At 58.9% G+C, this 22,168-nt stretch carries 22 protein-coding genes; 15 read left to right on the plus strand and 7 right to left on the minus strand.

All coding sequences use genetic code 11. The features are described 5' to 3' along the window. Window positions 1-199: 199 nt before the first annotated feature. Together trxB and NTX71_03830 are read left to right on the plus strand one after the other, a co-directional pair. Window positions 200-1,168, plus strand: coding sequence for a thioredoxin-disulfide reductase (gene trxB / locus NTX71_03825; GenBank protein MCX6339032.1), 969 nt, complete (start codon window positions 200-202; stop codon window positions 1,166-1,168). An 89-nt stretch (window positions 1,169-1,257) separates the two neighbouring features. Further along, window positions 1,258-1,788 (plus strand): helix-hairpin-helix domain-containing protein, encoded by a 531-nt coding sequence (locus tag NTX71_03830; GenBank protein MCX6339033.1) that lies wholly within the window; start codon window positions 1,258-1,260, stop codon window positions 1,786-1,788. 53 nt (window positions 1,789-1,841) lie between these two features. On the opposite strand, the gene NTX71_03835 is transcribed toward NTX71_03830, so the two are convergent. The 4 genes from NTX71_03835 to NTX71_03850 all read right to left on the minus strand — a co-directional run bounded on the left by NTX71_03835 (window position 1,842) and on the right by NTX71_03850 (window position 5,230). After that, window positions 1,842-2,441, minus strand: a complete 600-nt coding sequence (locus NTX71_03835; protein MCX6339034.1) for a LysM domain-containing protein — start codon at window positions 2,439-2,441, stop codon at window positions 1,842-1,844. Between the two features lie 76 nt (window positions 2,442-2,517). Further along, entirely contained in the window at window positions 2,518-3,066 is a 549-nt protein-coding gene (gene pal, locus NTX71_03840; GenBank protein ID MCX6339035.1) for a peptidoglycan-associated lipoprotein Pal, read from the minus strand. Between the two features lie 211 nt (window positions 3,067-3,277). After that, window positions 3,278-4,336, minus strand: a complete 1,059-nt coding sequence (locus NTX71_03845) for a nucleoside kinase (GenBank protein MCX6339036.1) — start codon at window positions 4,334-4,336, stop codon at window positions 3,278-3,280. Window positions 4,337-4,489: 153 nt separating this feature from the next. Next, the gene (locus NTX71_03850) at window positions 4,490-5,230 is read right to left on the minus strand and encodes a thermonuclease family protein (protein MCX6339037.1); all 741 of its coding nucleotides are present in this window, start codon (window positions 5,228-5,230) and stop codon (window positions 4,490-4,492) included. 212 nt (window positions 5,231-5,442) lie between these two features. On the opposite strand from NTX71_03850, the gene NTX71_03855 reads away from it, so the two are divergent. The 5 genes from NTX71_03855 to thrC all read left to right on the plus strand — a co-directional run bounded on the left by NTX71_03855 (window position 5,443) and on the right by thrC (window position 10,743). After that, on the plus strand, window positions 5,443-6,000 hold the full coding sequence (locus NTX71_03855; protein ID MCX6339038.1) for a protease complex subunit PrcB family protein: 558 nt from the start codon (window positions 5,443-5,445) through the stop codon (window positions 5,998-6,000). Continuing rightward, on the plus strand, window positions 6,001-6,669 hold the full coding sequence (locus tag NTX71_03860; GenBank protein ID MCX6339039.1) for a uracil-DNA glycosylase: 669 nt from the start codon (window positions 6,001-6,003) through the stop codon (window positions 6,667-6,669). Then, window positions 6,659-8,551 (plus strand): hypothetical protein, encoded by a 1,893-nt coding sequence (locus tag NTX71_03865; protein ID MCX6339040.1) that lies wholly within the window; start codon window positions 6,659-6,661, stop codon window positions 8,549-8,551. The genes NTX71_03860 and NTX71_03865 overlap by 11 nt, the downstream gene beginning before the upstream one ends. Before the next feature lie 143 nt (window positions 8,552-8,694). Then, a complete protein-coding gene (locus NTX71_03870; GenBank protein ID MCX6339041.1) occupies window positions 8,695-9,351 on the plus strand; it encodes a hypothetical protein in 657 nt (218 codons plus the stop codon). Window positions 9,352-9,411: 60 nt separating this feature from the next. Then, the gene (thrC, locus tag NTX71_03875) at window positions 9,412-10,743 is read left to right on the plus strand and encodes a threonine synthase (GenBank protein MCX6339042.1); all 1,332 of its coding nucleotides are present in this window, start codon (window positions 9,412-9,414) and stop codon (window positions 10,741-10,743) included. A 30-nt stretch (window positions 10,744-10,773) separates the two neighbouring features. Here the strand turns inward: thrC and NTX71_03880 are convergent, their stop codons facing one another. After that, complete coding sequence (locus NTX71_03880; protein ID MCX6339043.1) at window positions 10,774-11,553, minus strand: class I SAM-dependent methyltransferase; 780 nt, start codon at window positions 11,551-11,553, stop codon at window positions 10,774-10,776. 168 nt (window positions 11,554-11,721) lie between these two features. Next, a complete protein-coding gene (locus NTX71_03885) occupies window positions 11,722-12,285 on the minus strand; it encodes a lytic transglycosylase domain-containing protein (GenBank protein MCX6339044.1) in 564 nt (187 codons plus the stop codon). A gap of 98 nt (window positions 12,286-12,383) precedes the next feature. Between NTX71_03885 and NTX71_03890 the strand changes: the two genes are divergently transcribed. Together NTX71_03890 and NTX71_03895 are read left to right on the plus strand one after the other, a co-directional pair. After that, a complete protein-coding gene (locus NTX71_03890) occupies window positions 12,384-13,703 on the plus strand; it encodes a CCA tRNA nucleotidyltransferase (GenBank protein ID MCX6339045.1) in 1,320 nt (439 codons plus the stop codon). Window positions 13,704-14,205: 502 nt separating this feature from the next. Next, window positions 14,206-14,730, plus strand: a complete 525-nt coding sequence (locus tag NTX71_03895; protein ID MCX6339046.1) for a hypothetical protein — start codon at window positions 14,206-14,208, stop codon at window positions 14,728-14,730. 3 nt (window positions 14,731-14,733) lie between these two features. Here NTX71_03895 and NTX71_03900 read toward each other — a convergent pair whose 3' ends face one another. Further along, complete coding sequence (locus NTX71_03900; GenBank protein MCX6339047.1) at window positions 14,734-15,480, minus strand: DUF72 domain-containing protein; 747 nt, start codon at window positions 15,478-15,480, stop codon at window positions 14,734-14,736. A gap of 379 nt (window positions 15,481-15,859) precedes the next feature. Here NTX71_03900 and NTX71_03905 point away from each other — a divergent pair, with 379 nt between their 5' ends. From NTX71_03905 to NTX71_03930, 6 genes are all read left to right on the plus strand, one after another. After that, complete coding sequence (locus tag NTX71_03905; protein ID MCX6339048.1) at window positions 15,860-16,984, plus strand: hypothetical protein; 1,125 nt, start codon at window positions 15,860-15,862, stop codon at window positions 16,982-16,984. Window positions 16,985-17,146: 162 nt separating this feature from the next. After that, window positions 17,147-18,187, plus strand: a complete 1,041-nt coding sequence (locus NTX71_03910) for a hypothetical protein (GenBank protein ID MCX6339049.1) — start codon at window positions 17,147-17,149, stop codon at window positions 18,185-18,187. An 85-nt stretch (window positions 18,188-18,272) separates the two neighbouring features. Then, the gene (locus NTX71_03915; GenBank protein MCX6339050.1) at window positions 18,273-18,761 is read left to right on the plus strand and encodes an Lrp/AsnC family transcriptional regulator; all 489 of its coding nucleotides are present in this window, start codon (window positions 18,273-18,275) and stop codon (window positions 18,759-18,761) included. Window positions 18,762-18,842: 81 nt separating this feature from the next. Then, the gene (locus NTX71_03920) at window positions 18,843-20,012 is read left to right on the plus strand and encodes an aminotransferase class I/II-fold pyridoxal phosphate-dependent enzyme (protein ID MCX6339051.1); all 1,170 of its coding nucleotides are present in this window, start codon (window positions 18,843-18,845) and stop codon (window positions 20,010-20,012) included. Between the two features lie 86 nt (window positions 20,013-20,098). Next, entirely contained in the window at window positions 20,099-21,127 is a 1,029-nt protein-coding gene (locus NTX71_03925; GenBank protein ID MCX6339052.1) for a 4Fe-4S dicluster domain-containing protein, read from the plus strand. A 171-nt stretch (window positions 21,128-21,298) separates the two neighbouring features. Further along, complete coding sequence (locus NTX71_03930) at window positions 21,299-22,114, plus strand: FAD/NAD(P)-binding protein (GenBank protein MCX6339053.1); 816 nt, start codon at window positions 21,299-21,301, stop codon at window positions 22,112-22,114. Window positions 22,115-22,168 lie beyond the last annotated feature (54 nt).

Raw genomic sequence — 22,168 nt, forward strand, 5'->3', positions numbered from 1 at the left:
CTCCTTGTCTAAACGTGCTTTTTTGCACGACGGAGCCTTCCTTTTATGGTGTGTATTCCCCCCACATCCAATACCCATAGCTTTGCGCTAATCCAACGTCAGGCTTTCGCCATAAATCCTTCCCCACTGTCTGAATCACAGTACTTCATACATGAAATGTTGCCTTCACCCATCCCCTGCCGTATAATCATTCATCTCCATGACTGACCACCTGTACGAGCTGATCATCATCGGGGGCGGCCCGGCGGGGCTCGCCGCCGGCATCTACGCGGCGCGCGACAGCCTTGACTGTCTCCTTTTTGAAAAAGATACCGCCGGCGGGCAGCTCATCCTGGCGACGGAGGTCGCCAACTATCCCGGCTTCTCAGCCCCCCTCACCGGCCACGAACTGGCTGAGAGGATGCGCGAGCACGCCCGCCGTTTCGGTCTCACGGTGCAGGGAGAAGCGGTGGTTGCGCTCGATGTCCAAGAGAACGCGATTTCAATCACGACGGATACGCGCCGGTACAGCGCGCGGTCCGTCATTGTCGCCACCGGATCCTCTTACAGGATGCTGGGAGTCCCCGGCGAAGAGCCCCTCAGGGGACGCGGGGTATCGTACTGCGGGAGCTGCGACGGCCCTCTTTTCCGTGGCAGGTCGCTCATCGTGGTCGGGGGCGGCGATACCGCGCTTGAGGAAGCGCTTCTCCTTACCCGCTTCGCGGCTGAAATCAGGATCGTCCACAGGAGGAATGAGCTGAGGGCGAAGCGCTACCTGCAGAAACTCGCGTTGACCCATAAAAAGATAGAGTTTATACTGGATTCGGTTGTCAGAGAAATTCGCGGCCAGGAGCGGGTGACGGGCGTCCTGATCGAAAATGTGCGCGAGGGGAGTACGCGCGAGCTCACCTGCGACGGCGTCTTTATCTTCATCGGCGCGCATCCGAACAGCGGTTTCCTGGGGGGATGCTGCGCGCGGGACGAGGCGGGGCACGTGGTCACTGATCGCAACATGTGCACATCTGCCCCCGGCGTCTTCGCCGCGGGCGACGTGCGAAAGGATTCAGTGAGGCAGATTGCCTCCGCAGTCGGTGACGGGGTGACCGCCCTCATCTGCGCCGAGCAGTTCCTCAGCGCCCATAACCAGCCCGGGGAGCGCGGTCGCGCGGCTGCGGAAGGTAAATATTAGACTTGCGTGTGAAAGGGATATGCTATAATGATTTTTAAAAGAAGTCCGGGTTGCGTAACACCATGGCGGGCAATCAGGGGAGGTGAGGCATGAGAGGTATCGTGGTAAGCGTTGGCGCGCTTCTCGCACTCCTGTCGTGCGGCGGGGGGGCCCAGGCTGGCGTTGCCGGAGGGGATTCAGCGCTCTCGCGTGCGGCGCTCCTGGGGAAACAGGGTTTTGTTCAGGAGTTTATCAGCGCGGGGACCGTTCAGGAGAACGCCCCTATTATCCTCGCGAAAAGGAAAAAGAGCAAGAAGAAGAGCGTCACGAGTAGCGATGTTTCAGCAGGCGGCGGAGGGACGATTCAGATAGACCCTAATACGGCCGAGCCTGATAAGCTCATGATGCTGCCCCTCCTCGATCGCGAAGAGGCAGAGGCAATCATCGAGTATCGAAAGACCAACCGGATTGATACCCCTGAAGAGATGATGGAGATCAAAGGGGTGCAGCCGACCCACTATCGCATCTTCAAGCATCTGATCGTGATTCGTGAAGAAGAAAAGCCGCCGGCCAAGAGCCGGGAGGAAGAACACGCTCCGCCTCCCCCGCAGGAAAAACAGGAACCGCAGAAGGAACATTAAATACCGCTGCGGGGGACGGGTGGCGAAGAAAAGCGTGCGAAGCGCCGAGATGATCAGCGCGAGGGGCGGGGGATGATGAGTTTTTGACCGGCGGTGATCCGGTCGGCGTCCTTGAGCCCATTGGCCTCAATGATGTCCTGTGCGCGCACGCCGTATTTCTTCGCGATATCCGCAATGGTATCACCCGGGCTCACCGTGTGCTTAACGCCCCGTGAGCCGGGGGGCGCGTATCTTTTTTCGATTGCTCCCCGGAGCTGGGCGTTCTCGCTCTTCACCACCTCAATGACGGCCTTCATCTTCTTGTCCCATGTTCCTCGCTCCGCGTCGAACGACTTTTCGACCGCCGCCACTCTCCTCTCCAGTTCGTTTAGCCTGTCCGTGATGCGGCTGATCGATTCCTGGAGCGGCTGCCTGGGGCTTTCCTCCTGAGCTGACCTGAGGGAGCGCAGCTCTTCGCGTATCGTTTTTATGTCTTCGAGGATTTGCGCCTGCCGTGAGAGGGAGGGCTCGGAATTCGCCGGGCCGCTGCCGGGGCCGGCGCAGCCGCAGAGGAGGAGCGCGGAGAAGAGCGCGGTGGTCGCCGCGAGGAACGGTAGGGACGGGATGCGCCCCGTCGGGCGAAGGCGCGATGATGTGCGCTGACGGTCATGCATGTGCGATCCCCGCGTAGTGAAAAGGCCCGGGCGTGAAGCCCGGGCCTTGGTTCTCATCCGACATCAGGGGTGCACGCTAGCGCTGCTGAGCGGCCAGCAGGAAATGCCCCCTGCGGTTCCGCGCCCAGCATGATTCAGTCGATTCGGTGCACAGTGGGCGTTCCTCGCCATAGCTGATGGTGTAGATCTTCTCAGGCGCGATCCCGAGATTGGCGAGGTAGCTCCGGATGCTCAGGGCCCTCCTCTCTCCGAGGGCCATGTTGTATTCGTTCGAGCCCCGCTCGTCGCAGTGCCCCTCCACCTTGATCACGAGCTGAGGGTGTCCTTTCATATACCCCGCGACCTTTTCCAGAATGGGCCGTTCGCCGGGGCGGATGTCGGACTTGTTGTAGTCGAAGTGGACATCCACGAAAATTTCCTTGGCAGCGGGATCAGGATAGTTCTCGGGTTCGGAAAAGGGCCCCTCCGGCGTCTCGGTGAGCGGAATGCCACCGGGCCCGGCGCCCTCCGCGCCGAAGAGTCCCGCTCCCGGCGCGGGAATAGTCACCTTCGCCTTTTTGGCGCAGCCGGCGCCGGCGAGGCTCACCGCAACTGCGATCCCGGCGAGAAACATCAACCGTCTCATCGTTCATCCTCCTTGTGTTAATTGTTCACTGCGCGCAACCGGTTTCCCGGCGCCGCATGATCCTTCACCCGACGGCCGTTTATGGGACGACGGGCGCTCGATCCACCGAACAGATAATCTCGCTATCCTCACACGAGGAACCAATACTACACTAATACGCATCCGGGCTCAAGCATTTTTAGAGGGCGGGAGGTCCCGCGGATGCCGGAGGTCAGTACTTATAGACACTGCCTCCAATGAACTCGCGAAGGAGAGAAGTGCCGGGGACGCAGGAATCATCCTCCACAACCTCGATCTCGCTGAGTATCTTCTGAACGCGCGTCGCCCGGATAAAGGCATCTTCACGCCGTTTGCGGTGCTTGAACTCCTCGATGGCCTTTCCCAGGTAGGGGAACATATACTTTTTGTGTATCGGCAGCTCGTAGGGGAGCGCCCCGTTGAGGACGAAATCCACGCTCGTGATGAAGGGCACGATATACCGCATCTCGCTCTTGCGCACATAGTGCCAGTGGCCGATCGTGCGTACCGGGTCGTAGCTGCGGTGCCAGCTGTCCCGCACCATGCGCCGCAGCAGCCGGATGTCCGTCCAGCGCACCCAATTGTCCTCGTTGTCTTTTAGCTGGCTCAGGGTTTCAATATAGAGGCGGAACTTCAATTCGCCCGGAACGCTGTGGGTCATCTTCTCGTAGAGGCCATGGAGGCTGTCAATGAGGAGGAGCTGGTTCCGCTCGAGCCTGAGGGGATCTGTCTCCTTCTCCCGCTTTCCCGTTTTGAAGTTGTAGCGCGGGATCTGGATTGTCTTGTGGTCGATGAGCGCGGCGAGGTGCTCGTTGATCAGCTCTAGGTCGAGCGCCTCGGGGACCTCGAAATCATAATCTCCAAACTCGTCCTTCGGGTGCATCTCGAGGTCAAAAAAGTAATTATCCAGGTTGATGGGGACGATGCTCAAACCGGCCTTCTTGAGGCGCTCGTTGAGCTTGATGGTGGTCGTCGTTTTGCCCGATGAGGAGGGGCCGGCGATAATCACGATGCGTATCTTGTCTCTGTGTGTGATGATCTCCGCGGCGGCATTGGCGACGTTCTGACTGTAGGCGTTATCCCCCTCGCGGACGAGGTCGGGGAATGTTCCATCGAGCACACGCTTATTCAATCCGGCGACACTGTTGACACCGTGGGCGATGTTCCATTCCAGCACGCCGCGAATCACCATCTTCGGAATGTACTGCCGCTCGTTATCCTCGGCTGCCAGTTTCATGTTCTTGTGCTGCATCGAGCTCTCTCTCCCCCCCCGGGCCCGTGGAACGCGGCCTGGAGAGGTCTTCTCGGGACCAGTCAATAGGTGAGAAACATTCTAGCCGCCATTTTACTGTTGTCAAGACCATTCTTGCTTGAGTTTCCCAATTTTCGCCAGGAACCCTTCTTTTCAAGAGGAGAGCCCGGCCCACATGCCGCGCCCGAGGTTCTTTGCGTACTTCTCGAGTGAAATAAACGCTTCTCTGTAGGGGTGCTTCTCGGGGAGAGGGGCGGCGCACGACCAGCCGTTCTCGATCATCTCGGCGTTGAGGAACTTATTATCTACCATGATATATGCTTCAGCAATCGCCCGAGACTCAGAACTTTGAGGGCCCGGAAAGAGGAGCGCGGTCTTGCCTTTGACGCGGGCGGAAAGATAGTTCGCGGCCAGGCGCTTCATTCTATTTCCCACCGACCTCGGGGGCGGAGCGACGCCGAGGAGGCGCACCCGAGTCCCGCCTGCAAGTGTAATGGTCGTGGCATCCTCCGCGCCCACGCAGGCAACCTCCACCGCATCCCCCCGGGGAGGGACGAGATAGGGGCTTGGAGCGATTTTCTTCTTGCTCGGGAGGATTATTTTGGTCAGAGGGAACAGGCTGAAATGGACCTTCTTGTCCGGCCGCGCCCCCCGGGGCATGAGGTAGTAGAGCATGCCGTCTTTTGTGGATATCCGGCTCACTTCATCGTACGCGTAGTAGCGACCCGGCGCGTCGGGTTTTTCTCGGAACTGGATTCCCCTGTCATATGAGATGAGGATATCACCCTCGAGCTTCTCGCCTGTTTTGAGGAGCACCGTTTCGGCAGGCGCCCACCCTGTCGAGAAAATTGCCAGGGGGATGAAGAGCGCAACCGCCTCGAGTGGTAATCTCACATGTGCCTCCCCGTTCCTCACCGCGAAACGCCATTATACAGGAGTGGGGCTGCTACGACTACGAGTACTTTTCTCTTTGACGCAACAGGGGGGGGCGCATGCGCGGAAGGCCATTTTTAATTTGCCGTGTGAAGCCGGGGTGACTACAATAGTGTGCGTCGGGGGAGGCGGGAAAACAGCATACAGTCAAAAGCGGAAGGGGGCGGAATCTCATGAAAATTCTCATGATGCTCATCGCATTTTCTTCGGGCATGCGCATCCTCGCCGCGCAGGAGCTGAGCTTCAGGGAGCTACGCAGCGGCCATGACGCGGTCTACGGCGTCAGAAAGACGATGAGCACTCCGGAGGTCGTCATGGCGCGGGACGACGGAGAGCTTGGCCGCATCTGGGCGGAGGATCTTACCGGATCGCACAGGGACACGACCGGCCTCCCGGCGGTCAACTGGGAGGCGGAGTTTGTCGTCGCGATATTTCTAGGAACTGCGCCATCCGCTGGGTACACTATTCGTGTACAAAAGGTAGTGCGCCAGGGCTCCTGCATCGAGGTAACGGTGAAGGAGCGGAAACCGGCAGCGGACGACCTCTCCGCGCAGGTGCTCACGTCTCCCTATACGGTGATCGCGTGCCCCCGCGCGGGCATCCCGCTGGAGAAGGTCCTCATGCTCAAACTGATCAGCGTGGATGGTGGGGTGCTCATTGAGCGCCCGGCATGGTCGTATCGGCTCATGAATGTCTCGCCGGCGGTGCAGGTGGGGAAAGCGCAGAAGTAAATGCAGTTCGATCTTTTCGACCAGGATCTCAATCGCATACTGGAGGCGGCGGATTACGCAGCGTTTAAAAAACTCCTCCAGAGATACAATTGCACCGCATGTGAGCTCCATAAGCACCGGCACCAGATTGTCGTTGACCGGGGGAACCCGGCCGCGGCGGTCATGGTGATCAGCGAACGCCCCGGTGAAAACGAGGACCGGACCGGTCAGGCCTTTGTCGGAAGATCGGGCGAAATGCTGGATAGGATATTCGCCTCGATCGGGCTTGATTCGAACCGTGATATGCTCATATGCAACGTGGTCAAGTGCATGCCGGTGAGCACGCGGGAAGATATGGCCCTCGAAGACAGGGCGCCCCAGGCGGAGGAGGTCAAGGCATGCCTGCCGTTTCTCCGGAAGCAGATCTCGCTCATGGAGCCGAAGGTCATTCTCCTGCTAGGGGCCGTGGCGCTCAAGCACATTGCGAGAACCGGGGGCGAGTTCACGATGGAAAAGGAGGCGGGCAAATTTTTCACACTGCCCGAGTATCCGCGCATCCAGTTCATGGTGCTCTATCATCCCGCGTTTCTCCTCAGGGACCCGCGCAGGAAGAAGGAGATGTGGGAGCACGTCAAGAAGCTGCGCGATTATTTAAAGAAAGAGAATATAATGTCGCGCAATGACAAATGACAAAGAACAAATGACAAATCCCAAATCCCAAAGGTGTAGCGGGGCTGCTATCCGCAGTGGCATACTGTGTGCCGCCCTCGTCGGCCTCTGCGCCGGCTGCGCGACTATTTCCGTCGGCCCCGTGCGGTCGCAGGAGGGCGTGCATCCTGCCGCCACGGCGCCCGATGCGCCGCTCGTCCTCGCCATCCCGGGCCTCAGGATCCCCGCCCTCCCCGTGACGCAGGAACAGCATTTCGGGCATCTCGTGGAGATGCTCGCGGCCGAAGGGATCCCCTGCCGCATCCTCACCTATGATACCCGTGAAAATCCGCTTTCTCGCGATGCGGCGCTCTTCTCCCCTGATCTTGCCATCGCGTGGACGCGGGTCGGCCCGGCTGCCGTCCACGAACTCCAGAGAGAAAACGAACGCCGGGATTCTCTCGGGCTGCCGCCCGTGAAGAAGATTGTCCTCTTCGGCTACAGCCAGGGGGCGGTCATCATGGAGCAGATCGCCACGAAAATCTTCTATGGCTTCAGGAGGGGGTATGAGGAGATGCAGCGGCAGTTCGGCGGCGAGTGGGAGGCGCTCCAGAATGATCCCGAGTTCAACTATTTCATGAACGCGCTCGAAGACTTTCTGGTTCTCCGGAACATCAAGGTTCAGCGGGAGAAGGAGTTCGACCGCGACCCCGATATGAAGTTATTCTACCGCAGGTCCGAGATGAAGGCGGGTCGGCAGTTCGATGAGTTCATCGAGTACCTCATTGATCCCTCAGTCAAGTACCCGAATGTGACGCACTTCGAGGAGCCCGAGTCTCCGATGTACCCGAAGAGGTACCGCAAGGTGAAGCTCTGCGCGGAGTACGGGCAGCACTGCTCGCTGGAGCAACGAGAGAAAATTAAGAACTTCTTCATGGACTACGCTGAGTACCGCTACTTTCTGGATGTGAAGCCCTCGTTCATCACTGCAGCGGGCTCCTTCTTCGGCTCGCCCCGCGCCACGGAGAGTATCGTTCTCTTCAAATGGTTCCCCTTCCTGAAGCTCTTCGCGAGGCGCGAACTCAATCAGATAATTCAGACGCAGCTCGGTACGAAATATCAGTGGAAGAGCATGGAGAACCTCGTGCGGATGAACAGGGACGAGGCGTACCCGATCGACCCCGACAACACCCTGTTCATCGTCGGCGCGAACGGGAAGAGGGGGGACGGCCTCGTGGACCAGTCGAGCGCCCATCTGAGCGACCACTCATTCCGGCTCGTCAGGGTGAACGTGCGCGGGGGTGCGCGCGGGGAAGCGAAGGTGCTCGAACAGGACCGCCTGCCGGACCTTGTCGTGGTCCCCCTTCGGGTCATGCACTTTCCCGAGAAAGTGATGTGGGGCCTGGGGGGCAGGCGCTACGGGGCGGCGTATATGGAGGAGGGGAATCCGGCGTGGCCCTACGTACTGAGCTTTGTGCGGGGTGATTGGGTTGGAATCGGCAGCCGGCTCTCCCGCGGCGAGAAGAGGCTGGCGGAGGAGATGCTCGATCTCGTTCCCCTCGCCAGTCTCGGTGAGGCATTGACGCACGGGGGACTCAGGCAGTTCATGCTGGAGGTCGCGCTCCCCGGAGAAGATCTGCAGACGTCGAGCGTGAGCCGAGGCGGCACCTCGCGGAATGTGCACATAGACGGGCGCTACCATAACCCCAGGGGCCATACCTGGGTATGGACAGGCCACTTTGACGGGCCGGGACAGGAGATGAATCTGCTGGGCCCTGAGACGGTTCAGGGCGCTGTTGATCTCACGGTGCATCTGCCCCGCGGGATGAGGGTGCCGTTCAGCTGCGCCGTCTATCCCGGCTGTAACAGTTTCATAAAGCTTGAGGCGGGAGAGGGCGCGGTTCCGGGGGGCGCGCGTCAGTGAGCGGTGTGTTATTTCCACGAATTCACCGCCGTCGAGGGAGCGAGCGGTATATCCTTCACTGCGCCAGGGATCGCTGTGGTACAATGGTGTCGGGCCCTGTTCAGTTGAGGGCGAACACGACAGGCGGTTTATCGGGAGACAAGATGATGAGAATCAGATGGATATTGATCGCGGTGTTGGCGTGTGCGGGGTGCGTGGTGCCGAGGCATAAGTTTGACGCGGTTGAGAGGGAGAAGCGGCTGCTGGAGAACACGCGCGGGAATCTTGAGCGCGACAAAGAGAAACTGGCTGCGGAAAAGGCATCACTCGAGGCGCAGCTCGCTAAAAGCAACGTCGATGTTGCCAAGTGGGGGCAGCGGATCAGTGACCTCAAGGAAAGTAATGACCAGTTCAATACGATCATCAAGGAAATGACGGAGAAGTCTGCCGAGCTCGGCAAGAAGTGGAGTGAGTGCCAGGCGGAGCGGGAGAAGGTTGATGAGGAGCGCATGACGATTGAGGGAAAGTACGAGTCGATCGAAAAGGAGAAGAAGGAGGTCCAGGGGCAATACGGCGCGCTCCAGAAGCAGCACCGCGATCTCCAGGAGAAGCTCGCTGAACTGGAAAAGGCGAAAGCGGCGGCAGAGGCGCGGGCTGTCGCCGCAGCCGGGGAAGGGGAGTCGGCGGCGGGAGGTGGAGTCACGGGGTCAGGACCGGCGGGTGCGCCGGGCGGGGAGATGAAAAAGGGGAGCGGGGGTGAGCAGCAGGGATCTGATACCGCGCTTGATATTTCCGGCACTGATGAAGATAAGGGACCTTGATACAGTTGAAAGCGTAGCGAGCGTAAAGACAGATTGCAAGGGGCTGAACGAGGATTGCGTATGGCCTACCGGGCATGGTTTCAATGCATAGGGGAGTGCGGTGAGCGGTATCCCCTCAATGAGATCATCTATGAGTGCCGCAGGTGCGGGGAGCTCCTCGAGGTGCGGCACGACATGGATGAGCTGCGCAAAAAGTCGGGGAGCGAGTGGAGGCGGCTCTGGGATAAACGATACCGCCGCCCGGAGTGGCCCTATGGGAGTTCCGTATGGGGGAAGAAGGAGCTCGTGTGCCCCCACGTCAAAAACGAGAACATCATTTCACTCTATGAGGGGGGGAGCAATCTCTTCAGGGCGTGTCGGCTGGGGAGGGAGATCGGCGTTGAGGACCTCTGGGTAAAACTCTGCGGCAATGAGCACACCGGCTCGTTCAAGGATCTCGGCATGACCGTCCTGGTCTCAATGGTCAACCAGATGATCGCGGACGGCACGAAGATCATCGGCGTCGCGTGCGCCTCGACCGGGGACACCTCAGCGGCCCTTGCCGCCTACTGCGCCGCGGCGGGCATCCAGTCGATCGTGTTCCTCCCGAGAGGGAAGGTCTCCACCGCGCAGTTGATCCAGCCGATCGCCAATGGCGCGCTCACGCTTTCGCTGGATACCGATTTCGACGGGTGCATGGAGTTGATCAGGCAGATCTGCGCGCGGGAGAATATCTACCTCGCGAACTCGATGAATTCGCTGCGCATCGAGGGACAGAAAACAGTCGCGATCGAGATCGTGCAGCAGCTCGATTGGGAGGTCCCCGACTGGATTGTGATCCCCGGGGGAAACCTCGGGAATGTGAGCGCCCTGGGGAAGGGGCTGCGGGAGATGAGAGAGCTCGGGATCATCCGGAAGCTCCCCCGGATCGTCTGCGCGCAGGCCGCGCACGCCAACCCCCTCTACCTGAGCTACCTGAAGGGGTTCAAGGAATTCCATCCGGTCAGGGCGGAGAAGACCGCTGCGAGCGCCATACAGATAGGGAATCCGGTGAGCGTTAAGAAAGCGATCAGTGTCCTCAAGGCCTTCAACGGCGTCGTCGAGCAGGCGACGGAGGATGAGCTCGCGAATGCCTGCGCCCTCGCCGACCGGACCGGCCTCTACACGTGCCCCCACACGGGGGTCGCGCTCACCGCCCTCACCAAGCTCGTGAAGCGGGGGATGATAAAGTCATCGGACAAGGTGGTGGTGATTTCCACGGCTCATGGCCTCAAGTTCTCGGAATTCAAAACGCGGTACCACAAGGGGAAACTCCCGGAGGTCACGCCCCGGCACGCCAACCTCCCCCTCGAACTGCCGGCGCGGTACGAGGCGGTGCGGGCAGCCGTCTTTAAGGCTATCCGGAAGCGTTAGCAAAAGAGGATGTGAAATCCACAGGGAACATCACGCGCCCGCGTGTGCGTGCGGGGGTGGAGCGTTGCCCCGCATCCCCTGTGCCGAGGAAACAAGGATCAGGCGCGGGGCATCAAAGCCGGGGCGCGCCCGGTTGAGATCGCCGAAGCGTTCGGTGACCCCGAAGCCCGCGTTCGCGAGCACCGCCTCGATCTCGTGGAGGCCGTAGAGCCTCATGTCGGACTGCTTCCTGGTGATCCGCCCCTCGCCGGCGAAGTACCACGTCGTGACCATGCGGCTCGTCTCGGTGTAGTAGACCCTCTTCTCCATGATATATCCCCTCCCCGCCTTGGTCCAATCACGCGGGCGGAAGTGGCGCAGGACGAAGTCGCGGTTGACGATGTCGAGGAGGAAGCGCCCGCGCGGCTTGAGGGCCTTGACCAGGCCCTTGAGAATCCCGAGGTCGGTTTCATCGCTGTAGAAGCCGAAGCTCGACCAGATGCAGATCGCGGCGTCAAATTTGTTCGCAAACGGGATCTTGCGCATGTCTCCCTGGATGAGCGTGGGACGGACGTGCAGGGTGAGCGAGAGACTCTGGGCTCTTTTGATGTAGTCGGGGTTGAAGTCCATGCCGGTCACCGTGTAGCCCTTCCGCGCGAGGGCGATGCTGTGCCGGCCGATGCCGCAGCAGAGATCGAGCACCGTTTCGCCCTTTCTCAGGTTGAGCGCCTTCTCGATAAAATCAACCTCCCGCTGGGTGTCCTCGGCAGAAACCAGTTCAAAGCCGTAGTCGAGCCATGTCTTGTCGAAAAACTGCTGTGTCCATTCCATGAGTATGCCTCCAGAATTGTGTACGTTGAGAAAGCCCCCTCCTGCTGCGCCATCCCAAGAACCCTCCGCACGATTTATATTCCCTCCGCCCATGCATGTTATCGTCGGGGGCGGCTGAATGCATCGGACGAGCATGTGTATTCCTCGTCCATTCCATTGCGCGGTCTCCTAAAAGCTGAAGAGGCGGTACAGTTTCCGATGCCAGGTAATGAACCTCACGTATCTCCTGGTGGCGGGGTAGGTGATGGCGGCCATGAATTCCCGTACGTTCCCCCTCTGCCGTGTCGCCGTGAGCCAGCGGTCAACGTTGCTGGCCCCCGCGTTGTAGTGGGCGAGGGCGAAGGGGACGGGGTCGCAGAAGTTGCGATAGCGCCTCATGGCCTTCGCCAGGTACCAGCACCCGACCTCGATGTTGAGCGCGGGATCATAGAGCGCCGAGGGGGTGAAGTTTCTCGGGCCCCTTGATCTCGCATATTCACACCCGACCGCGGGGGTCACCTGCATAAGGCCGATTTCCCCCTTGTTCCCTCGAGCGCGGGGCCTGAAGTTGCTCTCCCGCCGGATGATCGCTTTCACGAGGAACGGGTCATGGCCGTAGGTGAGACTGGTTGACTTAATGAGCGTGGCGTATCGGTTCTCGAGCCAGAACCGATGGCTGATCATGGCCGCGGATATCACCGTGAGCATGACCACCGTCAACACGGGTAGGGAAAAGAATTTTTTTACGGACATGACTATGTGTTAAAATTGGGCGCGGCCCGCGACGTGAGGGCAGTATAGCAAAGTGGGGGAGGCAGTATCCAGTATCCAGTTGCCGCGCGGAAACCACAATGAGAAAAACAGAGAAAGAGGTGGCACTGGCCCTGGTGGAACGCCTGAAGCGGCAGGGCTTCGACGCGTACTTCGTGGGGGGGTGCGTCCGCGATATGCTCATGGGGAAGGAGCCGCTCGACCACGACATCGCCACGAGCGCCCGCCCCGCGGAGATCGCCGGGATGTTTGCCCACGTGGTGCCCGTCGGGGAACAGTTCGGCGTCATGCTGGTGCTCGAAGAGGGGCACGGTTTCCAGGTGGCGACCTTCCGCGCGGATCTGGAGTACCGCGACGGCCGCAAGCCGTCAGGGGTGCGGTTCTCTTCTGCCCGCGAGGACGTCCTCAGGCGTGATTTCACCGTGAACGGCCTCCTGTATGACCCGCTGGAGGAGCGCCTGCTGGACTACGTCGGCGGCGAAAAGGATATCCGTGAGAAAGTGATCCGCACCATCGGGGATCCACTGGAGCGCTTCACTGAGGACAAGCTCCGGCTGCTGAGGGCCATGCGATTTTCATCGACGCTCGGCTTCGAGATAGAAGAAAAGACCTTTGCAGCGATCAGGGAGCTCGTCCATGAGATCACGGTGGTGAGCCAGGAGCGCATCAGGGACGAGCTGGTGAAAATGATGATCGGGCCGCGCGCGGGCGAGGGCATCGGGCTCCTCGACCGGGCGGGTCTGCTCCAGGTCCTCCTCCCCGAGGTGCACGCCATGAAGGGGGTCCCGCAGCCGGAGGGGTTTCATCCCGAGGGGGACGTCTTCGCGCACACGAGGAAGATGCTCGACGCGATGGCCGAACCGTCAGTGGTGCTCGCGTTCTCGGTGCTCCTCCACGATGCCGGCAAACCGCCCACCTTCTCCGTCAGCGACCGCATCCACTTCATGAGGCATCAGACGGTGGGGGCGGAGATTGCGGGAAAGGTGTGCGGCCGGCTCCGGTTCCCCAACCATGTGCGGGACAGAATCGTGGCCTGTGTGGAGAACCACATGGTGTTCATGGACATCAGGAGGATGAGGGAGAGCACGGTCAAGCGCCTGGTGAGCAGGCCGACGTTCCTGGACGAGCTCGAGCTGCACCGCCTGGACTGCCTCGCGAGCGACCGCGACCTCTCCGCCTGGGAACTCCTGAAGCGGAAGCTCGACGAGTACGGCCGGGAGGTGCGTGAACCGGCCCCGCTCCTGAGCGGCCGCGACCTGCTCACGCTCGGCTATGCCGAGGGGCCGGTCATCGGGAGAATCCTCCGGCAAATAGAGGAGCTGAACCTCGAGGGCGTGCTCAAAACGAGAGACGACGCACTCAACTGGGTGGAGGAGCACTACAAAGGGGTCAAGTCTTGATTTTCTACTATTCAGAAAATGCGAGCTCACGGACTTGTGAAATATGAGCAGGCCGCTACGGATAGAATTTCCAGGCGCATGGTACCATGTCATGAATAAAGGAGCTGCGGGGCGCGTCATATTTTCCGATGACGGCGGGAAGCGGGCATTTCTCAAGCTGCTTGGAGAAGCGGTGCAGATATGGAATATCAGAATCCACTCATATAGCCTGCGTGACACGCACTATCATTTATTGACGGAGACGCCCGAGGGAAATCTGTCTCGGGCGATGCGCCACATTGACGGGGTATACACGCAGAGATTTAACAGGGCACATCACCGCGATGGAGCTTTGTTTCGCGGACGATATAAGGCAATTCTCATTGAGGAAGAAAGCTACTTGATGGAGATTGCGCGCTATATACATAATCAGAGCGTAAAATCCGGTGAGTTGACCGATCCAGCCGATGACAGATGGACAAGTCACCGCGCGTACGTGCGGGAGGAGGATCGGCCTTTATGTTTGACGACTGATCTTATCCTCTCCAGATTTTCCAGGAATATAGGAGCGGCAAAACGTGCGTTCGACAGATATGTCAAACAGGGAGTCCCTCAAAAAATTGAGGAGCAGTTGAGCGGAAAACGTTGGCCGAGCATGCTTGGCAGCCAGAAATTCAAAAATTGGGTACTCGAGAATTGGATAGATAAGGATAGTTTTGATTCAGAAATAAGTAGAGTAAAAGTGGAAAAGAGGGTGCATACGATGGATGATATTGTGGACGTCGTGTGCAGCTTATGCAGTTGCCCAAGAGATGCGCTCTTGTCGGGCCGAGTGGGACGAGGTCATATCGGAAGGAAGGTTGCGATGTATCTATGCAGGTCCGAACTTGGATACACGCATAAGGAAATAGGACAAATGTTCTACGGGTTGGGATATGCGGCTGTGGCTAAGATATATAGAGAGATTGCGGATCGGATTGAGGGCGGAGAAGATATTGACCTTATATATCGCGCAAAGAGAGAACTAAAAAGCCTGCTAAAAAGTTGAAATTCAAGACTTGACCCCTTCGCGCAGGAGCAGGGCGTTCTTCACAGCGTATCCCTGGGCGTCGTTGTTGAAGTACGCATACACGTCATTCCCCTCCTTCATCCAGGCGCGGGCCTTCGCCGCCCACTTCCTGAGCTCTCCCTCAGAGTAGTTCGAGCCATAGAGTCGCTCACCGCCGTGGAAGCGGAGATAGACGAAGTCGGCGGTCACTATCTCGGGCCTGGGCCAGTGCGGGGAGTGAGCGATGCAGAGGGCGCAGTCGTGCTCACGCAGGAGCTCGTATACCTCCTCGCGGAACCAGCTCTCGTGGCGAAACTCGAAGGCGTGGCGAACACGCCTCGCCGCCGCCGACGACTTGAGCAGATCGCAGAACGCAGCGAGCCGTTCTGTGTCCACCTTCATCCCCGGATGGAGCTGCCAGAGGACGACACGGAGCTTCTCCCTGAGCGCCGAGGCATGGCGCATGAAGCGTGCGAGCGGTCCCCGGCAATCCTTCAGCCGCTTGATGTGCGTGAGGTATCGGCTCCCCTTGAGCGCGAACGTGAACGACCGCGGCGTGCGCTCGCGCCAGGATCGGAAGACGGACGTGTCGGGCAGGCGGTAAAAGGTTACGTTCAGCTCCACGCTCGTGAGGTGGCGGGCGTAGTATTCCAGCCACTGCTTCTGTGGCGTCTCGCCAGGGTAGAATACCCCGTCTCCCCAGTGCCCATAGGCGTATCCGCTCGTCCCGATGTGAATATGCGCTGTCATTTACATATTCCAGCCGTTGATGGTGCGTCTATTGTATCGCTTCAGCCCTGTTTCGACAATGCGTGCTATGATTCTCTCATGTACACAGGGAGCCCCATAGCGGCTCAACTATGGGACACAGACGAAATAGGGCTAAGAATAATTTTCACCACGGAGGCACGGAGTGCACAGAGTGGAGTACATACTTCAGTGTACTCAATGACTTCAGTGGTAAAAACACTTAACCACTGAAGACACTGAACCCACTGAAAATCCACGAGGTTTCTCCGTGCTCTCCGTGTCTCCGTGGTGAATACTACGCGGTATTCTCGGCACGACTGAGGGATTACTGCATGGCATGTTTTGCGCTTGCAATATGCCTCCATTGATGATACATAGCATGTACATTCAGAGGGAAATCATGGACGACATAATGACGAGAATGAAACGCCACGAAAAGTTCAGCGATTTTTTCGTCCCCATTGACGAGCAGACCGAATTCAGGGATGCCACGTATTTTTTGCGCGGCGATGCGGCGTTCATTTTTTCAGAGGGGTACTGTCATGCCCCCGACCGGCCGCTCAAGGAGCGGCGGGTGGTTTCGCACATCGTCTTTGTCCCGCAGAGGGGCGAGGTGCCAGCGTACACAAAGAAGAAACTCTTCGGCCAGGAGTACGAAAATATCACCAAGGGCATTATGAACACGCAGCCGCTCCACATGTTCTATCCGTTGCAATTGAAGAGGTATCTGGAGATTGATCCCTCCCTCGATGTGGAGAAGCCCGCGTACGCGCGCTACAAGGCCCTGATACCAGTGGACTCCCTTCTCGGCTACTTCCCGCACCGCAATTCCCTCCAGGCCATATTCGCCCGCGCCGGGGGAGATGACAGCGCCCGGCGCATCAAGGGAGCGATTGAGGCCTCCGCCGGTCTCCTGGGAATATCCCCGGAACAGTTCGGCATATCGGGATCGTTGTCGCTCGGCACATACGAGAATCCACACGACCTCGACGTGGTCATCTATGCGAGCGTCAAGGAGGTGAGGCGCATCGTGGACTTTCTCTACAGGCTCACCGCCACAGACGAGAAGAGGAAGGTATTCGAGTTCGGCAAATACTGGCCGATCCGTTACTGGGAGTGGGTGGGCGGGGACAAACTCATGTTCTGCCCGTTTTTCTCATACATTGATCTCGATGAGTGCCCCTTGCGTGATTTTACCTGCGAGGAGATCGGCGGAGTGACGCTCGAGGGGCGCGTGGCGGATCACACGCACAACGCATACAACCCGACCGTACTGGGCCTCGAGAAAGTCGCACTGGATGGCAAAAACCGTTCCGGCCAGCTCAGGCTGATTCTCTACCACGGAGGGGAGAGGGGCGATTACGTGGAGGGCGACCGGATTGCCGGCAAGGGGACGCATGTCCTCATACGAACGTTCAAGGGGACGGGCGCCGCGCGGCGGCAGTCGGATGAGTACGAAGCGGTACTCACGACGAACATCGGCGATGTGCACAAGGCAGAGTAATATTGTTAAGTTTTTACCACGGAGGCACGGAGGACACGGAGCAAAGAGATGCATAAGAAAAATATGTTTTTCCAAAGAGGGGAAAAGGCTCTTTCCCACTTTGTGTAAACCACCGTTAATCCTAGATTCGTGGTCAGAAGCATAACGTAAAAAGAAAACAATATGATCTACGGAAAAGACAACAGGGAACTGATGGATGCGGTCAGGCGCCACCCCGATTTCAGGGACTTCGTCGTCCCCATCTCGACACTCAACGAGATCAGGGATGCGAACTTCTTCCTGCGCCGCGACGGCCTCCTTGCGTTCTCAGAGGGATACTGCCATCCCCCCGGCAAACTCATCGGGAATATCATCTATATACCCAGCCCGATGGGGACAAAAAGATTTTTCGGGGTCCCGTACGCGAGCATCATCAAGCACTATGGCGGAGAAGAGGAGAAGTGGGTCACCTTCAAGGAGCAATTGAAGATTTACCGCGAGATCGATCCCTCGACTCAGACGGGGAAACCGATATTCGCTGAGAACAAGTGCGTTTTTAACCTCGATGATTTTCTTGGTTACATCCCGCCGCTCCGCTCGCTCGAGATCGTGCGCAGCCGCATGCCGCAGATTGATGCGACAATCAGAGAAATCGGCGCCCTCCTCGGCATCGACCATGGGAAGATCGGCTGCACGGGCTCGATGTCGTTCGGGAACATCGGGGAGGCACACGACTTCGATCTCGTCTTCTACGGGGAGGTCGGCTTACTACGGGAGGTTCTCTCGGCGATCTACGAGATCGTCAAGGATCCCGCGAGGCAGGTATTCGAACTGGGGATGCTCTGGGCGATCCGATTCTATGACACCGCGGGGAACATGATCTGCCCCTTCTTCTCGTATGACGATCCGTCGGAGATCCCGCTCCCGAAATTCGAGATGGAGCTGCACGCAGGCGACATCGAGGCTACCATGACCATCGGCAATGACGACCACACGGGGTTCATGCCGTCTTTTCTCCCCCTCTCTGGAGCGAGTGCGGGAGGGGAGAGCCTGGGGGAGAATTCCGTGCTCATTATCTACCACGGGGGGAAGAGGGGAGAATACCGCAAGGGCGACCACGTCAGAGCGAGGGGCCATCGCGTCCGGGTGAGTACGGCGCGAAGGGAGTTTGACGCCATCCTCGTCACCGACATGGGCAATACGGAGAAGCTGGTTAAGTGTTGAGGGTTGAGCGTCTGAAGTTTTGATGTATTCGCCATTGCGCTCATCCCTCAACCCTCAACGGTTCTTTAACAGAGGAGATTTCACCATGATCAATGACATACTGGAAATTCTTCAAAGGGACGCCCGCACCACGCCCGAGGAGATAAGCTCCATGCTGGGGAAGAGCGCCGACTCGGTAAAAAAGGCGATCAAGAAACTGGAGCGCGACGGAGTCATTCTCAAATATAAGGCCATTGTGAACAGGGAGCTCCTATCCCCGGCCGAGCGCTGCGTCCGTGCGCTCATCGAGGTAAAGATCATGCCGCAGAAGAACGTCGGCTTCGATCGGATCGCGGAACGTATCTATCGATTCCCGGAGGTGAAGAGCTGCCTGCTGCTCTCCGGCGGCTACGACCTGCTGCTCACCGTCGAGGGGAGCGATATCCAGAGCATCAGCAACTTCGTCGCCGAGAAGCTTGCCCCGATGGAGAATGTTCAGGGGACGGTGACGCATTTCCTGTTGAAGAAGTACAAGGAGGATGGGGATATCCTGTTCGCGAAGCACAGGGAGAAGCGCCTCGCGATTACCTTTTAATGGTTAAGGGTTGAGTGTTGAGGGATAAGTGGCTTCAGCATACCCTCAACCGTGCATTATGATAGCGTCAAGGAGTTAGGCGTGAAGATAAAAATAGCCAGGCGCGTGAGAGAGCTGGCTCCCTCGGGCATCAGGGCGTTTTTCGACCTCGTGCTCGGGATGGATGATGTCATTTCGCTCGGCGTCGGAGAGCCGGATTTCGACACGCCGTGGCATATCAGGGAAACCGGGATTTACTCGCTTGAGCGGGGATACACGTCGTACACCTCGAACAAGGGGTTGCGGGAGCTCCGGGTGGCGATCGCTGATTTTCTCAAGTCTCGCCACGGGCTCGAGTACGATCCCGACGACGAGATCCTCGTCACCGTGGGGGTGAGCGAGGCGCTGGATCTCTCAATGAGGACCATTCTTGAGAGGAATGATCAGTTCCTTGTCCCCCAGCCGAGTTTTGTCTGCTACGCGCCGCTGGTGAGCCTGGCGGGGGGAAAGCCCGTCTGCATCGAAGTTTCTGAGAAACAGGGGTTCAAGCTGACCCCGGCGGTGCTGCGTGAGAATCTCGGGCGATCAGTCCGCGGCGTCATTCTCAACTATCCGTCCAACCCCACCGGCGTGTCTTACAGGGCTCAAGAGCTCGAGGCCCTGGCGGCCGTCCTCCGCCGCAGTGAGCTGATTGTGTTGAGCGATGAGATATATGACGAACTCACCTACGAGTTCACCCACACGGCTTTTCCCACGCTTCCCGGGATGAAGGAGAGAACGATCTATCTCAACGGCTTCTCCAAGGCCTATGCCATGACGGGGTGGAGGATCGGCTACGCCGCGGGCCCCAGAGACGTCATCGCGGCGATGACAAAAATTCATCAGTACACAATCATGAGCGCGCCCACGACCGGTCAGGTCGCTGCCTGCGAAGCCCTTCGTCGGGGGCAGAAGGACGTTGAGGAGATGAAGCGGGAGTACGCGAGGAGGAGGAGCCTCGTGTATCGCCGATTGAATGAAATGGGGCTCGCCTGTGTCAAGCCTGACGGGGCATTCTATATATTCCCCTGCATCCGATCGACGGGGCTCGACTCGATGGGCTTCTCGCAGCGGCTGCTCAAGCAGGAGAAGGTTGCCGTGGTGCCCGGCACCGCATTCGGCAGGGTCGGTGAGGGATTTATCAGGATATCATACGCCTCGAGCTACGACAGCCTCAAGGAAGCCCTTGACCGAATTGAGAAATTTATCAGTGGGCTGAAGGCCTCGCATTGAGCGTGGAGGGCAATCGCCTGCTCCCTCAGCCCTCACCAATAGTTCTCGAAGCCTCGTCCAACGTGAGCCCTCAGGGGCCGGCAATAGTGAGCACATACTTCATCTCAGAAAATAGCTGGCAGAAGTTCATTCAGTCGCTGTCCCGGACCGTCTCGGTGTACTATCCCGAAGCGGCGGGCGAGGATTATCATCTCGCGCCCGCCTTGCAGGGAGCGCCACCCCCTCTCTTATTCAACCGATACCGCACTGTCCAGCCGCTCAAATCGCTCTTCTTTGAATTCCGTCGCGGCGTGGGGAGCTATTTCGGTGGGAGTGGCGAGGAGGAGCGCGGAGGAGAGCAGGTGGTTGTGGGGATGAAGGGCTGCGACCTCAAGGCGATGGCGGTGCTCGATTTCGTGTTTGCGGGTGAGGTGCCCGATCCTTTCTACCTGAGGAACAGGGAACGGACACTCATCATCTCGTCAGACTGCACGGGGTTCAAGAAGGTCTGCTTTTGCGTCCTGGTGGGAGGGAAGCCGCACCCGGAGGAGGGCTACGATCTCAACTACACGCCCCTCCCGGAGGGCTCCGTCGTTGAGGTCGGCACCCCGAAGGGGATGGCGCTTGTGGATCGTTTCAAGGACTACTTCGCTCCCGCGACGCAGGAGCAGCTGGAACAGCGCGCGGAGGCGCGTGAGCGCGTGGCGGCCCTGCTCACAGAGCACCAGAAGGGGTATGGATATCTGTGGGGAGGGGTGACGAGGGAGCTCATGGAGCGGGTGTTCGAATCGCCGGTATGGGAGGAGGAGGCGGAGCGCTGTGTGGAGTGCGGGGCGTGCAATTTCGTGTGCCCCTCGTGCCATTGCTTTTTTCTCTCGGATCATGGCCGGGAAAATTTCAGGCGGGTGAGAAATTGGGACGCGTGTCAGTATAAGGGATTTGCGAGGGTCGGTGGCGGCGCCAATCCGAGGCCGGAGCTCTACCAGCGCCTCCGCACCCGCTACGAGAAGAAATTCTGCTTCTGCCCGGCCGTGATGGGCGTGAACGGGTGTACCGGCTGTGGCCGCTGCGTGGAGGCCTGCATCGGAAAGATCGATATGCGGGAGGTTCTGAAGAGGCTCAGCGGTTGTAAATAAGTGTTCACCACGGAGACACGGAGGGCACGGAGAAAAACAACAAGGTAGTAACCGCGGATTAGGCGGATTGCGCGGATTTTCTTCGCATTGATCTTTGAACCTTAAACTTTACACTTTCACCTGTAACAGCGCTCCGCGACCTCCGTGTCTCCGTGGTGGAAAATCAAATCAATGAAGAACATATATCTTCCCCTCAGGGGCACAATTGAAAAGGTCATCGAAGAGAACTCGACGATCAAGAGTTTCCTCATCGTGCCGGACGAGCTGGTGTCCTTCTGCGCGGGTCAATTTATCGAGCTCACCGTGCCGGGAATCGGCGAGGGGCCATTCACGCCCTGCTCGTCGCACTATGCGACCGGTACGCTGGAGTTCACCGTCATGAAGGTGGGGAAGGTGACCACCGCCCTCCACGGCATGGGGGCCGGTCAATGCGTCGGCCTGAGGGGGCCGTATGGACGCGGTTATCCCCTGGAGAAATTCGAGGGCAGAGCGATCCTTATCTGCGGCGGCGGCGTCGGCCTCGCGCCCTTGCGGTCGCTCCTCCTCACGCTGCGCCATGACATCGAGCGCTACCGTGGGGTGTTGCTGCGCTACGGGGCTCGCACGCCCGCGGATATTATCTACAAGGCCCAGCTCGCGAAGTGGCAGAAGGATGAGAAGTTAGATGTGAAGGTGACGGTGGACAGGAGCGATGCGGGCTGGACCGGACAGGTGGGTCTCGTGACCACGCTGCTCGAAGACCCGGTCATCGATCCGGAGAATTCGGTTGCGGTCGTCTGCGGCCCTCCGGTCATGATGAAGTTCACCACCTTCAAGCTCCTCGATGTCGGATTCGCCCCCGGAGATATCTACCTCTCCATGGAGAAGAACATGAGTTGCGGGTTCGGCAAGTGCGGCCATTGCCGGCTCGGCAGCTACTATGTGTGCAAGGATGGCCCCGTGTTTACCTACGAGCAGGTGAAGGATTTGAGAGAGGTGTGGGAATAAAGCAGGGAGAAGAGGGAAGGGAGAAGGGGGAAGCGGAAACGTTAAAGACAGTTG

The organism is Candidatus Auribacterota bacterium (assembly GCA_026392035.1).
Classification (GTDB): domain Bacteria; phylum Auribacterota; class Tritonobacteria; order UBA1439; family UBA1439; genus JAPLCX01.

Coding starts and splice junctions, on each gene's coding strand:
- NTX71_03905 (MCX6339048.1), top strand. CDS start 15,860: ATGTACATTCAGAGGGAAATCATGGACGACATAATGACGAGAATGAAA.
- NTX71_03855 (MCX6339038.1), top strand. CDS start 5,443: ATGAAAATTCTCATGATGCTCATCGCATTTTCTTCGGGCATGCGCATC.
- NTX71_03910 (MCX6339049.1), top strand. CDS start 17,147: ATGATCTACGGAAAAGACAACAGGGAACTGATGGATGCGGTCAGGCGC.
- NTX71_03870 (MCX6339041.1), top strand. CDS start 8,695: ATGATGAGAATCAGATGGATATTGATCGCGGTGTTGGCGTGTGCGGGG.
- NTX71_03830 (MCX6339033.1), top strand. CDS start 1,258: ATGAGAGGTATCGTGGTAAGCGTTGGCGCGCTTCTCGCACTCCTGTCG.
- NTX71_03835 (MCX6339034.1), bottom strand. CDS start 2,441: ATGCATGACCGTCAGCGCACATCATCGCGCCTTCGCCCGACGGGGCGC.
- pal (MCX6339035.1), bottom strand. CDS start 3,066: ATGAGACGGTTGATGTTTCTCGCCGGGATCGCAGTTGCGGTGAGCCTC.
- NTX71_03880 (MCX6339043.1), bottom strand. CDS start 11,553: ATGGAATGGACACAGCAGTTTTTCGACAAGACATGGCTCGACTACGGC.
- NTX71_03930 (MCX6339053.1), top strand. CDS start 21,299: ATGAAGAACATATATCTTCCCCTCAGGGGCACAATTGAAAAGGTCATC.
- NTX71_03865 (MCX6339040.1), top strand. CDS start 6,659: ATGACAAATGACAAAGAACAAATGACAAATCCCAAATCCCAAAGGTGT.
- thrC (MCX6339042.1), top strand. CDS start 9,412: ATGGCCTACCGGGCATGGTTTCAATGCATAGGGGAGTGCGGTGAGCGG.
- NTX71_03890 (MCX6339045.1), top strand. CDS start 12,384: ATGAGAAAAACAGAGAAAGAGGTGGCACTGGCCCTGGTGGAACGCCTG.
- NTX71_03860 (MCX6339039.1), top strand. CDS start 6,001: ATGCAGTTCGATCTTTTCGACCAGGATCTCAATCGCATACTGGAGGCG.
- NTX71_03885 (MCX6339044.1), bottom strand. CDS start 12,285: ATGTCCGTAAAAAAATTCTTTTCCCTACCCGTGTTGACGGTGGTCATG.
- NTX71_03915 (MCX6339050.1), top strand. CDS start 18,273: ATGATCAATGACATACTGGAAATTCTTCAAAGGGACGCCCGCACCACG.
- NTX71_03845 (MCX6339036.1), bottom strand. CDS start 4,336: ATGCAGCACAAGAACATGAAACTGGCAGCCGAGGATAACGAGCGGCAG.
- NTX71_03900 (MCX6339047.1), bottom strand. CDS start 15,480: ATGACAGCGCATATTCACATCGGGACGAGCGGATACGCCTATGGGCAC.
- trxB (MCX6339032.1), top strand. CDS start 200: ATGACTGACCACCTGTACGAGCTGATCATCATCGGGGGCGGCCCGGCG.